This window comes from Stenotrophomonas sp. 2YAF22 (assembly GCF_052114665.1).
In the GTDB taxonomy this organism is placed as follows: Bacteria; Pseudomonadota; Gammaproteobacteria; order Xanthomonadales; family Xanthomonadaceae; genus Stenotrophomonas; species Stenotrophomonas indicatrix.
On record NZ_JBFRFE010000038.1, the window covers coordinates 1 to 13300 of the forward strand.

Annotated in this window: 14 protein-coding genes and 1 tRNA gene; all 15 read right to left on the reverse strand. The window is 63.9% G+C overall.

Annotated elements, in window-relative coordinates; genetic code table 11:
- On the reverse strand, positions 1–1533 hold a 1533-nt coding region (nuoL, locus tag AB4Y84_RS03040; RefSeq protein ID WP_442249753.1), incomplete at its 3' end, for an NADH-quinone oxidoreductase subunit L.
- A gap of 7 nt (positions 1534–1540) precedes the next feature.
- Positions 1541–1852, reverse strand: coding sequence for an NADH-quinone oxidoreductase subunit NuoK (nuoK, locus tag AB4Y84_RS03045; RefSeq protein WP_032951897.1), 312 nt, complete (start codon positions 1850–1852; stop codon positions 1541–1543).
- The gene (locus tag AB4Y84_RS03050; RefSeq protein WP_312786570.1) at positions 1849–2508 is read right to left on the reverse strand and encodes an NADH-quinone oxidoreductase subunit J; all 660 of its coding nucleotides are present in this window, start codon (positions 2506–2508) and stop codon (positions 1849–1851) included. The genes nuoK and AB4Y84_RS03050 overlap by 4 nt, the downstream gene beginning before the upstream one ends.
- 9 nt (positions 2509–2517) lie before the next feature.
- Entirely contained in the window at positions 2518–3006 is a 489-nt protein-coding gene (nuoI, locus tag AB4Y84_RS03055) for an NADH-quinone oxidoreductase subunit NuoI (protein ID WP_005417924.1), read from the reverse strand.
- 3 nt (positions 3007–3009) lie between these two features.
- The gene (nuoH, locus tag AB4Y84_RS03060) at positions 3010–4104 is read right to left on the reverse strand and encodes an NADH-quinone oxidoreductase subunit NuoH (RefSeq protein WP_089236297.1); all 1095 of its coding nucleotides are present in this window, start codon (positions 4102–4104) and stop codon (positions 3010–3012) included.
- A complete protein-coding gene (gene nuoG, locus AB4Y84_RS03065; protein WP_442244074.1) occupies positions 4101–6335 on the reverse strand; it encodes an NADH-quinone oxidoreductase subunit NuoG in 2235 nt (744 codons plus the stop codon). Before nuoG ends, nuoH begins: the two co-directional genes overlap by 4 nt.
- Positions 6332–7672 carry an NADH-quinone oxidoreductase subunit NuoF gene (gene nuoF, locus AB4Y84_RS03070; protein ID WP_025876206.1) on the reverse strand — a complete coding sequence of 447 codons (1341 nt, stop codon included), beginning with the start codon at positions 7670–7672 and terminating at the stop codon, positions 6332–6334. Before nuoF ends, nuoG begins: the two co-directional genes overlap by 4 nt.
- A 4-nt stretch (positions 7673–7676) precedes the next feature.
- On the reverse strand, positions 7677–8204 hold the full coding sequence (nuoE, locus tag AB4Y84_RS03075; protein ID WP_025876204.1) for an NADH-quinone oxidoreductase subunit NuoE: 528 nt from the start codon (positions 8202–8204) through the stop codon (positions 7677–7679).
- A 97-nt stretch (positions 8205–8301) separates the two neighbouring features.
- Entirely contained in the window at positions 8302–9609 is a 1308-nt protein-coding gene (locus AB4Y84_RS03080) for an NADH-quinone oxidoreductase subunit D (protein WP_442249754.1), read from the reverse strand.
- The gene (locus AB4Y84_RS03085) at positions 9606–10352 is read right to left on the reverse strand and encodes an NADH-quinone oxidoreductase subunit C (protein ID WP_442249755.1); all 747 of its coding nucleotides are present in this window, start codon (positions 10350–10352) and stop codon (positions 9606–9608) included. The genes AB4Y84_RS03080 and AB4Y84_RS03085 overlap by 4 nt, the downstream gene beginning before the upstream one ends.
- 33 nt (positions 10353–10385) lie before the next feature.
- Positions 10386–10940: a NuoB/complex I 20 kDa subunit family protein gene (locus AB4Y84_RS03090; RefSeq protein WP_089236302.1), complete on the reverse strand. Its 555-nt coding sequence runs from the start codon at positions 10938–10940 to the stop codon at positions 10386–10388.
- On the reverse strand, positions 10931–11287 hold the full coding sequence (locus tag AB4Y84_RS03095; RefSeq protein ID WP_005414075.1) for an NADH-quinone oxidoreductase subunit A: 357 nt from the start codon (positions 11285–11287) through the stop codon (positions 10931–10933). Before AB4Y84_RS03095 ends, AB4Y84_RS03090 begins: the two co-directional genes overlap by 10 nt.
- Positions 11288–11399: 112 nt before the next feature.
- Positions 11400–11484: transfer RNA gene (locus AB4Y84_RS03100), tRNA-Leu, on the reverse strand.
- 51 nt (positions 11485–11535) lie between these two features.
- A complete protein-coding gene (gene secG, locus AB4Y84_RS03105; protein WP_025876192.1) occupies positions 11536–11973 on the reverse strand; it encodes a preprotein translocase subunit SecG in 438 nt (145 codons plus the stop codon).
- A 50-nt stretch (positions 11974–12023) separates the two neighbouring features.
- Entirely contained in the window at positions 12024–12779 is a 756-nt protein-coding gene (gene tpiA / locus AB4Y84_RS03110; protein WP_336030507.1) for a triose-phosphate isomerase, read from the reverse strand.
- Positions 12780–13300 lie beyond the last annotated feature (521 nt).

Sequence of the window (13300 nt, forward strand, 5' to 3'; positions counted from 1 at the left end):
ATGCGGACCGTGGCCATGACCGTGGTCGTCATGCGCATCAGCGTGGTGGGCGTCGGCAGCATGGTGATCGTCATGTCCATGACCATGGTCATCGTGCGCGTCGCGGAAGCGTTCCTTGCCGTGGAAGGTCAGGAACAGCAGGCGGAAGCTGTAGAAACTGGTCACCAGCACGCCACCCAGCACCGCCCAGTAGCCATAGGTGGCCACCCAGCTGTTCTGCATGTGAGCATGGATCTCGGCCGCCTCGATGATGGTGTCCTTCGAGTAGAAGCCGGAGAAGAACGGCGTACCGACCAGCGCCAGGGTACCGATCCACATGGTGATGAAGGTGATCGGCATGTACTTGCGCAGGCCGCCCATCTTGCGCATGTCCTGCTCGTGGTGCATCGCGATGATGACCGAGCCGGCACCCAGGAACAGCAGCGCCTTGAAGAAGGCGTGGGTCATCAGGTGGAACACGGCAGCAGAGTAYGCCGACACRCCCAGCGCCACGGTCATGTAACCCAGCTGGGACAGCGTGGAGTACGCGACGACGCGCTTGATGTCGTTCTGCACGATGCCGATCAGGCCGGTGAAGAACGCGGTGGTGGCACCGATGAACAGGATGAAGTTCAACGCGGTCTGCGACAGCTCGAACAACGGCGACATGCGGGTGACCATGAAGATACCGGCGGTCACCATCGTCGCGGCGTGGATCAGTGCCGAGATCGGGGTCGGGCCTTCCATCGAATCAGGCAGCCAGACGTGCAGCGGAACCTGGGCCGACTTGCCCATGGCACCGATGAACAGGCCGATGCAGATGACGGTGGCGATCGACCAGATCACCGGCTCGTTCAGCAGCTGCATGCCGAACATGGTGCCGTCCCAGATCTGCAGCTGTGCGCGCGGGTCGGCGAGCATGCCAGCCTGCGAGAACACCTGCGAGTAGTCCAGGGTACCGAACACCCACAGCACGCCGGCGATGCCCAGCAGGAAGCCGAAGTCACCGACGCGGTTGACCAGGAACGCCTTCATGTTGGCGAAGATCGCGGTCGGCCGCTTGAACCAGAAGCCGATCAGCAGGTACGACACCAGGCCCACTGCTTCCCAGCCGAAGAAAAGCTGCAGGAAGTTGTTGCTCATCACCAGGGTGAGCATCGAGAAGGTGAACAGCGAGATGTAGCTGAAGAACCGCTGGTAGCCCGGATCGTCCTGCATGTAGCCGATCGTGTAGATGTGGACCAGCAGCGACACGAAGGTCACCACCACCATCATCATCGCGGTCAGCTTGTCGACCATGAAACCGACGTGGGCCGAGTACTGGCCGACTTCGAAGAACGTGTACAGGTTCTGGTTGAACGGCTGCGCCCCGCCCCACAACAGCTGGTAGAGCGTGTGCATCGACAGGCCGCAGGCAACCGCGACACCGAGGATCGTGATGGTCTGCGCACCGAAGCGCTTGACCTGGCGACCGAACAGGCCGGCGATGATGCTGCCGAACAGCGGTGCAAGCACCACTGCGATCAACAGACTCTTGGAGAGAGTGATTTCCATCTGTGGATCAGCCCTTCAACGAATCGACTTCGCCGACATTGATCGTTCGGCGTGTACGGAACAGGGTCACCAGGATCGCCAGGCCGATGGCGGCCTCGGCAGCAGCCACGGTCAGGATGAAGAACACGAACAGCTGGCCGGCCGTGTCCCCCAGTTCCCGCGAGAACCCGACGAAATTGATGTTGACCGACAGCAGCATCAACTCAATGGACATCAGCAGGACGATGATGTTCTTTCGGTTGAGGAAGATGCCGGCGAGGCTGATGCAGAACAGCACCGCGCCCAGCGCCAGGATGTGGCCCAGAGTGATCGAGATCATGCCTTGGTCTCCTCGTCGCCCGCGACCGGCTTGGTGTTGCTGTGGATCTGCGGCTGCTCGGCGTCCATCTTGACCACGCGCAGGCGGTCGTGCGCCTTGACCATGGTCTGCTGCGACGGGTTCTGCGTCTTCAGGCCTTCACGACGGCGCAGGGTCAGCATCACCGCGGCGACCACGGCCACGGTCAGGATGACGGCGGCGAACTCGAACGGCAGCAGGTACTCGGTGAACAGGCTGCGTGCCAGCCAGGTGACGTTGGAACTGTCGGCGGCGAGCGCGGCGGCGTTGTCGGCCGGGAACGGGTTGACCGTCCTGCCCTTCACGCCGATCAGGATCAGCATCTGCACCAGCATCGCCACGGCCACGATCAGGCCGACCGGCAGGTAGCGCACCCAGCCTTCACGCAGCTTGTCCGGATCGATGTCGAGCATCATCACCACGAACAGGAACAACACCATCACCGCACCAACGTAAACCAGCACCAGTGCCACGCCGAGGAACTCGGCGCCGACCAGCAGCCACACGCAGGCGATGGAGAAGAAGGTCAGCACCAGGCACAGGACGGCGTGCACGGGGTTGCGCACGCTGATCACCGCACCGGCCGAAACCGTTGCCGCGATGGCGAAGACCCAGAAAGCGATATTTACCCAATCCATCTCTCGACCTCAGCGGTAAGCGGCATCGGCGGCACGACGCTCGGCGATCTCGGATTCGAGACGGTCGCCCAGGGCCAGCAGCTGCGGCTTGGTAACGATGTTTTCGCCACGATTCTCGAAGTGGTACTCGAGGATGTGGGTCTCGACGATCGAGTCCACCGGGCAGCTTTCCTCACAGAAGCCGCAGAAGATGCACTTGAACAGATCGATGTCGTAGCGGGTGGTACGGCGGGTGCCGTCCTCGCGCTTGGCCGAATCGATGGTGATGGCCAATGCCGGGCACACCGCTTCGCACAGCTTGCAGGCGATGCAGCGCTCTTCACCGTTGGGATAACGGCGCAGGGCGTGCAGGCCACGGAAGCGCGGCGACTGCGGGAACTTCTCCATCGGGTACATCATCGTGTACTTCGGCTTGAAGCTGTACTTCAGCGTCAGCCAGAGACCGGCCAGCAGTTCGAGCAGCAGCAGGCTCTTGAAGTAATGGGTAATCCTGTTCATCACTTAGACGCCCTTTTGAATCACGCCGAAGAACACCATGACGGCGGTAACCGCGATCCAGAAAATGGTCAGCGGGATGAAGACCTTCCAGCCCAGGCGCATGATCTGGTCATAGCGGAAGCGCGGGAAGCTTGCTCGGAACCAGATGTAGGCGCTGGCGAAGAAGAAGACCTTGACGAACAGCCACGGCCAGCCGCCCTTCCAGATCCAGTCGATGAACGGCGAGATCTCGCCCGGGTTGACCCAGCCCTGGATCGGGCTCAGCCAGCCGCCGAGGAAGAAGATCGAGATCAGGAAGCTGATCAGGATCATGTTCGCGTATTCGGCCAGGAAGAACAGTGCGAACGCACCGCCGGAGTACTCGACCATGTGGCCGGCGACGATTTCCGACTCGCCTTCCACCACGTCGAACGGCGCGCGGTTGGTTTCGGCGACGCCGGACACCCAGTACACGATGAACAGCGGGAACAGCGGGATCAGGAACCAGTCGAAGAAGCCGGAGCTGCCGGCCTGGGCCGCCACGATGTTGCTGAGGTTGAGGCTGCCCGAAGCGATCATCACGCCGACCAGGGCAAAGCCCATCGCGATTTCGTAGCTGATCATCTGTGCCGAGGCGCGCATGGCACCAAGGAACGCGTACTTCGAGTTGGAGGCCCAACCGGCCAGGATCACACCGTAGATGCCCAGCGAGGTCATCGCCAGCAGGTACAGCAGACCTGCGTTGGCGTTGGACAGCACCAGCTGGTTGTCGAACGGCACCACCGACCACGCCGCAAAGGCCGGGGCCAGGGTGATCAGCGGCGCCAGCAGGAAGATCGCCTTGTTGGCGCTGCTGGGCTGCAGGACTTCCTTGAACAGCAGCTTGAAGACGTCGGCGAAGGCCTGGAAGATGCCCATGCCCACATACATCGGGCCGTGGCGGACGTGCATCCAGCCGATCAGCTTGCGTTCCCAGACCACGTAGAAGGCCACCGAGACGATCACCGGGACGGTGATCACGAGGATCTTCAGGATGATCCAGATCAGCGCGCCGATGTCACCCAGGCCAAGCAGCCACTGGTGCAGCGGATCGACCGCGTTAATCAGCAATTCGTTCATGCAGCCACCACCGAAACACGAGCGGCACCCAGCGGCGCGGTTGCGCCGTGGCCCGATTCAATCCAGACCGAACCCGCAGCGACGCGGGCGTCGACCACCACCGGCAGGGTGGCCTTGCCGGCATCGGTGCCGACCTTGGCCATCTGCCCTTCCTGCAGCTGCAGGCGGGCGGCATCGTCAGCGTTGAGCACGATGCGCGGGGCGTTGTTGAGCGGATGCGACTGCAGCGCCGGGGCGCGACGGACCACCGCATCGGTGCGGTAGATCGCAGCGGTCGAGGCCACTTCCATGCCCTCGCCCGCCTGCACCGGCTGTGCCGAAGCGGACACCTGCACGTTCACCGGTGCCAGGCTGGCGCGCAGGCCGGCCAGGTCGATGAACTCGAAACCGGCCACGGCCAGCTCACCGCCAAGTGCACGCAGCACGCGCCAGCCCTCGCGGGCCTCGCCCGGCAGCTTGCCGCCGGCACGCGCCGACTGCTCGCGACCATCGAGGTTGGTCAGGGTGGCATCGATTTCCGGCAGCGCACCGATCGGCAGGATCACGTCGGCAACGTCGCGGGTCGAGGCGCAGGCGAACTGGCTGAAGGCCACCACCTGTGCGCCGACCAGCGCCTTGCGCGCGGCCGGAGCATCGGCGAAGTCCAGGCCCGGTTCCAGACCGTAGACCACGTAGGCCTTGCGCGGATCGGCCAGCATCGCGGCCACGTCCTTGCCGGCCGGCAGCACGCCGGCGCGGCTCAGGCCGATCGCGTTGGCGCCCTGCGGGATACGGCACAGCTTGGCACCGGTGGCGGCGGCGAAATCACGCGCAGCGGCGCGGATCGCGGCAGCCTGCGGATGGTTCTCGGCGATGCCACCGACGATCAGCACGGTATTGGTACCACCCTGCACCGCCGAACGCAGCTCGGCGTTGGCCAGCGCATCGGCGAACTTCGACGGCGCCACGATCTGCTTGCCGGCAACGCTGAACGCGAAGTCGAAGTCGACCGGGTTGACCACGTGGATCTTCGCGCCGTTCTGGGTCTGCGCCTTGCGCAGGCGGGCGTGCAGCAACGGCAGCTCGTGGCGGATGTTGCTGCCCAGCACGACGATGCGGTCCGCGCCTTCGATCTCGGCCAGCGGCAGGCCGAACACGTCGGCAGTGGCGGCGTCGGAGAAGTCGCGGTTGTTGATGCGGTGGTCGATGTTGGCCGAACCAAGGCCGGTGGCCAGGCGGGCCAGCAGTGCGCCCTCTTCGTTCGACGTCGACGGATGCACCAGCACGCCCAGGTTGTCGCCCTGGTTGGCCTTGAGGATCTCGGCGGCCGCGGCCAGGCCTTCAGCCCAGCTCACTTCCTTCCACTCGCCATTGACCTTGCGCAGCGGCTTGACCGCACGGTCTTCGCTGTACAGGCCCTGGTGCGAATAACGGTCACGATCGGACAGCCAGCACTCGTTGACCGCCTCGTTGTCGCGCGGCACGGTACGCAGCACTTCGCCGCGACGCACGTGCAGGAACAGGTTCGAGCCCATCGCGTCGTGGTAGCCCAGCGATTCGCGCGCGGTCAGTTCCCAAGGACGGGCACGGAACTGGAACACCTTGTTGGTCAGCGCGCCGACCGGGCACACGTCGACCACGTTGCCCGAAAGCTCGGTGGTCAGCGGCTTGCCGTCGTAGGTGCCGATCTGCAGGTTTTCACCGCGGTACATGCCACCCAGTTCATAGGTACCGGCAACGTCGGCGGTGAAGCGGACGCAGCGGGTGCACTGGATGCAGCGGGTCATCTCGGTGGCGACCAGCGGGCCCATGTCCTCGTCGGCCACCACGCGCTTGCGCTCGTTGAAGCGGCTGACCGAACGGCCGTAGCCCAGCGACACGTCCTGCAGTTCGCACTCGCCGCCCTGATCGCAGATCGGGCAATCCAGCGGGTGGTTGATCAGCAGGAACTCCATCACCGAGCGCTGGAACTTCAGCGCCTTTTCACTGCGGGTGGCGACCTTCATGCCTTCCATCACCGGCGTGGCGCAGGCCGGTGCCGGCTTCGGCGACTTTTCCACATCCACCAGGCACATGCGGCAGTTGGCAGCGATCGGCAGCTTCTCGTGGTAGCAGAAGCGCGGAATCGAAATGCCCGCCTTGTCGGCGGCCTGGATGATCATCGAACCCTTGGGCACGACCAGCGACTTGCCATCGATCTCGATGGTGACGTGGTCCGGTGGCACGCTGGGATTTATGGGTTGCGCGCTCATGCAGCGGCTGCCTCCACCTTCTTGCCGTCAACCATCGAATGACCGTTGACGATGTAGTACTCGAATTCGTCCCAGAACTGGCGCAGGAAGCCCTGGATGGGCCATGCCGCCGCTTCGCCGAACGCACAGATGGTATGGCCTTCGATCTGGCCGGCCACGGTCTTCAACTGGTGCAGGTCTTCCATCGTGGCCTTGCCGGCGACGATGCGCTCCAGCACGCGGTGCATCCAGCCGGTACCTTCGCGGCACGGGGTGCACTGGCCACAGGATTCCTTGTGGAAGAACTGGCTGATGCGGCAGGCGAACTTGACGCAGCAGACGCTGTCATCCAGCACCACGACCGCACCGGAGCCCAGGCCGGAGCCCAGCGCACGGATGGTGTCGTAGTCCATCGGCAGGCCCTTCAGCTCGGCCGCGGTCAGCACCGGCATGGACACGCCGCCCGGGATCGCGCCCTTGAGCTTGCGACCCGGCTTGAGGCCGCCGGCCATTTCCAGCAGGTCGTCGAAGGTGGTACCGAGCGGCACTTCGAAGTTGCCGCCCTTCTGCACGCAGCCGGACACCGAGAAGCACTTCGGGCCGCCATTGGCGGTCAGGCTCAGGCCCTTGAACCATTCCGGACCATTGCGGATGATCGCCGGCACCGAACCGTAGGTTTCGGTGTTGTTGATCGTCGACGGCTTGCCATACAGGCCGAAATTGGCCGGGAACGGCGGCTTGTAGCGCGGCTGGCCCTTCTTGCCTTCCAGCGATTCCATCAGCGCGGTTTCTTCGCCGCAGATGTAGGCRCCGGCRCCSAGKGCGCCRTAGATGTCGATATCCACGCCCGAGCCCAGCACGTTCTTGCCCAGCCAGCCGTTTGCATAGGCATCGGCCAGGGCCTGCTCGAAGTGCTCGAACGGCTCGTGGTGGAATTCACCGCGCAGGTAGTTGTAGCCCACGGTCGAACCGGTGGCGTAGCAGGCAATCGCCATGCCTTCGACCACCGAATGCGGGTTGTAGCGCAGGATGTCGCGATCCTTGCAGGTGCCCGGCTCGGATTCATCCGAGTTGCAGAGGATGTACTTCTGCACGTTGCCCTTGGGCATGAAGGACCACTTCAGGCCCGTCGGGAAACCGGCGCCGCCGCGGCCGCGCAGGCCCGAGGCCTTGACCATCTCGATGACCTGCTCCGGCGGGATCTTCTCTTCGAGGATCTTGCGCAGGGCAGCGTAGCCACCGGTCTTCAGATAGCTTTCGTACGACCACGGGGTGTCGTAATGCAGGGTGGTGTAGACCACCTGGTGCGGCAGCGGCGCGGGGCCGACCGGACCCTTGGATTCGTGGTGATGTGCCATGCCCTTACTCCAGCCCGTCCAGAAGCTCGTCGACCTTTTCCAGGGTCAGACGCTCATGGTAGTGACCATTGATGACCATCATCGGTGCACCCGCGCAGCCGGCCAGGCACTCTTCCTCGCGCTTGAGGTAGACCCGGCCGTCAGCGGTCGACTGACCGTTCTTGATGCCCAGCTTCTTCTCGCAATGGCGCACGATGTCTTCGGCGCCATTGAGCCAGCAGCTGATGTTCGTGCAGATGGCCACGTTGTTGCGGCCCACCTTCTCGGTCTCGAACATCGAGTAGAAGCTGGCAACCTCGTAGGCCCACACCGGCGGCAGGTCCAGGTACTTGGCCACGCCGGCGATCAGCTCGTCGGTCAGCCAGCCCTGGTTCTGCTCCTGGGCAGCATGCAGACCCTGCAGCACGGCAGAGCGCTTGCGGTCCGGCGGGAACTTGGACAGCCAGTGATCGATGTGAGCGCGGGTTTTGTCGCTCAACACCACCATCGGGTCGACGTCGCGCGCCGCCTCGAAATTACCTGTCGCCTTCATCGGCCGACCTCAGCGAAATGCATAACGTGAAATTGCAGAAACTGCGGCGCCGGCTTGCGCCGGCTGCCTGCAGCGGGCGTTGGCGTGGCGGACGGCATTACCGGTCAACCTCGCCGAACACCAGATCGTAGGTACCGATCATCGCCACCACGTCGGCCAGCATGTGGCCGCGCACGATCGAATCGATCGAGGACAGGTGGGCAAAGCCCGGCGCACGAAGGTGTACGCGGAACGGCTTGTTGGCGCCGTCGGAAACCAGGTAGCAGCCGAATTCGCCCTTGGGCGCTTCAACCGCGGCGTAGGTCTCGCCGGCCGGCACGCAATAGCCTTCACTGAACAGCTTGAAGTGATGGATCAGCGCTTCCATGTCGTCCTTCATGTCCTCGCGCTTGGGCGGAGCGACCTTGAAGTTCTTGACCATGACCGGGCCGGGGTTGGCCTTCAGCCATGCCACGCATTGCTTGATGATGCGGTTGGACTCGCGCATTTCGGCAACGCGGCACAGGTAGCGATCGTAGCAATCGCCTTCCTTGCCCAGCGGGATGTCGAAATCGACGGCATCGTACTTCGCATAGGGGCGCTTCTTGCGCAGATCCCAGGCGACGCCCGAGCCACGCAGCATCACGCCGGTCATGCCCCACTGGTGGGCCAGCTCCGGGGTGACCACGCCGATGCCGACGGTACGCTGCTTCCAGATACGGTTGTCGGTCAGCAGGGTCTCGTATTCGTCGACACGACCCGGGAACTCATTGGTGAAGTTCTCCAGGAAGTCCAGCAGCGAACCTTCGCGCGAGGCATTGAGGTTCTTCAGGGCCTTGCCCTTGTGCCAGCGCGATTCCTTGTACTTCGGCATGTGGTCCGGCAGGTCGCGGTAGACACCGCCCGGACGGTAGTACGCCGCGTGCATGCGCGCGCCGGAGACCGCTTCGTAGCAGTCCATCAGCTCTTCGCGCTCGCGGAAGGCGTACAGCATCACCGCCATCGCACCCAGGTCGAGCGCGTTGGAACCCAGCCACATCAAGTGGTTCAGGATGCGGGTGATCTCGTCGAACATCGTGCGGATGTACTGCGCGCGCTCCGGCGCCTCGATGCCCATCAGGGTCTCGATCGAGCGCACGTAGGCGYGCTCGTTGCACATCATCGACACGTAATCCAGGCGATCCATGTAGCCGATCGACTGGTTGAAGGGCTTGGATTCGGCCAGCTTCTCGGTGCCCCGGTGCAGCAGACCCACGTGCGGGTCGGCACGCATGATGGTCTCGCCGTCCATCTCCAGGATCAGGCGCAGCACACCGTGCGCAGCCGGATGCTGCGGGCCGAAGTTCATGGTGTAGTTGCGGATTTCCTGCCGGCTTTCGGCAGCATTGCTGGCGAATGCTTCGCCGGCCTGGTGTACGTGACTCACTTCACTGCCTCCTGCGAGCGCTCGCCGGCAGCGGTCTGCAGGCGGGCGTCGTCGCGGATCAYGCGCGGCACGCCGACGCGCGGCTCCACCGAGGTGACCGGTTCGTAGATGACACGCTTCTTTTCTTCGTCGTAGCGGACTTCGACGTTGCCGATCAGCGGGAAGTCCTTGCGGAACGGATGACCGACGAAACCGTAGTCGGTCAGGATCCGGCGCAGGTCCGGGTGACCTTCGAAGATCACGCCATACAGATCGAACGCTTCGCGCTCGAACCAGTTCAGCCCCGGCCAGATGCTGGTCAGCGAGGACACCACCGGCAGCGCTTCGTCAGGCGCGAAGCAGCGCAGGTGGATCATCAGGTTGTGCTGGTACGAACGCAGCTGTGCGACCACGGCAAAGCGCTGGGTCGGCATGTGCTGAGGGCGGGCGCCGTCGGCGCTCTCCTCGCTGGGGAATTCGCCCCAGGCGAAGCGGCCCTGGGCCTTGCCTTCGACACCGCGGCTGAAGCCCTGCGAGGACACGTCGGCGGTGTCCCACTCATCGGAGCCATAACCGAGGTAATCGACGCCGCAGAGGTCCACGGCCTGCTCGAAACCAAACTCGTCACGCAGCGCGAGGGCGGTGGCGTGCCACTCAGCGGCAGGCACTTCCAGCGTCACTTCGCCGCGGGGTTCGACCACGATGACCTTCGCACCTGCGAAACGTGCGGAGAGTCGGTCGATGAAGGATGCTTGCTCTGCCATGGGGGCTTGGCGCGCTCTTGTCAGGTGAAGGGGTCAGCGGGCGATGGTCTGTGTACGCCAGATCTTCTTCTGCAGCTGCAGGATCCCGTACACCAGCGCCTCGGCGGTCGGCGGGCAGCCCGGGACATAGATGTCCACCGGCACCACGCGATCACAGCCGCGCACCACAGAATAGGAATAGTGGTAGTAACCACCACCGTTGGCGCAGCTGCCCATGGAGATCACCCACTTGGGATCGGGCATCTGGTCATAGACCTTGCGCAGCGCCGGGGCCATCTTGTTGACCAGGGTGCCGGCGACGATCATCACGTCGGACTGGCGCGGCGACGGGCGGAACACCACGCCGTAGCGGTCAAGATCCAGTCGCGCCGCACCTGCGTGCATCATTTCGACCGCACAGCAGGCCAGACCGAAGGTCATGGGCCACATCGAGCCGGTGCGTGCCCAGTTCAGCAGCGCATCGACGCTGGTGGTGACAAAGCCCTTTTCCAGCAGCGGGTTGTCGCCTTCCGGCCGCAGGATGTCGTCAACCCGCCCTTCCGGGACAGGATTGGTCATCAGGCCATCGAGAGTCTGAATCACTCCCATTCCAGCGCTCCCTTCTTCCAGACATAGATGAAACCGAGGAACAGCATGCCGACGAACAGACCCATGGTGACGAGCGAACGCGCGCCAAGCTCCATGAAGACCTGCGTCCACGGCACGATGAAGATGATTTCCAGGTCGAAGACGATGAACTGGATCGCGATCAGGTAGTAGCGCACGTCGAACTTCATACGCGCGTCTTCGAAGGCTTCGAAGCCGCACTCGTACGGCGACAGCTTTTCCAGATCGGGGCGGCGGGGACCGAGGAATCGACCAACCAGCATCAGCGTAATGCCGATACCGGTGGCAACGATCAGAAACAGCAGAGACGGCAAATATTCGGCCAGCACAGCGATTCTCTCTTGCCTCTGCCGCTGCGCCTGCAGGCGCTTTGGCATGGGGGAGTGGACGGGAAGCTGCCTGGCGCCTTGCGCGCCAGACCAACCCGCTTTACTTACTAAATGGTGCCCAAGAGGGGACTCGAACCCCTACGACCTAAGTCGCTACCACCTCAAGGTAGTGCGTCTACCAATTCCGCCACCTGGGCAAACGATCACATCAGACTATCTTCCCGATGCGCCGCGTATTGTAACCGGCTTCAGTCTTTCTGGGAGCCTTCCGAAGGCTTTTCTTCACCAGAAACCGAAGATTCCGCCTGAGCCGGCACAGTTGCGGCCGGAACCGGGGCGGCCGGGACCGCATCGGCCTTCGGAACGGCCGGCAATTCGCCCGCCGGAGCGGCCGGAGCGCTGGCCGCCGGGGCGGACATCAGACCCAGATCCTGATCGGCGGCCGGGCGGTTGCCATGGCCGGCGTACCAGGCCATGAAGAGGCTGATGCCGAAGAACACCACGGCCAGCCACTTGGTCGACTTGGACAGGAAGTTGGACGCGCCACGCGCACCGAACACGGTCCCCGAGGCGCCAGCGCCAAAGCCCGAACCTGCCGCCGCACCCGAGCCACGCTGCATCAGGATCAGCGCGACCATGGCTACGGCAACCAGCACGTAGACGACATTGAGGATCAACATCAGCATTGGAAATCCGCCCTCGGACTAGAGTGCCGGCGGCTAGCCGGCAACCGTAACTAATTGTTTGCCGCCGCCTCTGCGATGGCCAGGAAGTCGGCGGCCACCAGGGAGGCACCACCAACCAGCCCACCATCGACATCCGGCTGCGCGAACAGTTCCCCGGCATTGTCGGGCTTCACGCTACCGCCGTAAACAATGGGCAGTGAATCAGCAATTCTAGCATCGATGCGCGCGACTTCGCCACGAATGAACGCGTGCACCTGCTGCGCCTGCTCCTTGGTTGCGGTGCGGCCGGTTCCGATCGCCCAGACCGGCTCGTAGGCGACCACGGCATTGGCGAAGCCTGCGGCCCCGACAAGCTCGAGCACCGGGGCCAGCTGGCTGGCGATGACCGACTCGGTCTGCCCGGCCTCGCGCTGCTCAAGGGTTTCACCGACGCAGAGTACCGGCACCAGGCCGGCATGCAGGGCGGCGGCGAACTTGCGCGCGACCAGTTCGCTGCTCTCGTTGTGGTACTGGCGGCGCTCGGAGTGGCCGACCAGACCATAGCGGGCACCCACCTCGTGCAGCATGGCCGCACAGACCTCACCGGTGTAGGCGCCCTTCTCGTTGCTGCTGACGTCCTGTGCGCCAAAGGCCAAGCCGGTCTCGCCGAAGTCTTCGACCAGCTCACCCAGATAGGGCATCGGCGGCAGGATGACCACCTCCACCCCGCTCTTGGGCAGCCCGGCAGCGACCTGCCCCAGCAGTTCGGTGGCGAATTGACGGCTGCCGTGCAGCTTCCAGTTTCCAGCGACGATCTTGCGGCGCATGAGCGGGTGGCTCCTGTGTGAACTCAGCCGCCCATGATACCTGCTGCGGCAAAAAACCGTTTCCGTGTAAGCGGTTACATGGATTTTCAGCCAACGGCGCAGCCCCTCGTGGCGGGGGTTGGGGGTTGGTCGCGGAGAGCCCCGGCTGGATTTGTGGGGTTGGCCGGGCGGGCGGGACCGGCGAGGGACGCCGTGAACCCATCCCTGGGGGCTTGTCCGCGGCATCCATGCCGCGGACACCCTCGCCAGCCCCACCCGCCCGGCCCATGACACATTGCGGCGGTCCGCCCGCCACGGAAAGAAAAAAGAAGATCAAAAGCAAAAGCGAAAGCGGAGCTTTGGCCCCCTCCCCTGCTTCGAGATCTGACAGATCTCATCCACGCATGACCTGGATAGATCGTGTCGACCAAGGTCGACACCTACCAACAGCCGCAGGGAGCTGTCGAAGGCGGGGAGGTGTCGGATGGCGGGGTGTCCGCGGCATGGATGCCGCGGCCAAGCCCCCATGGATGGGTTTACGG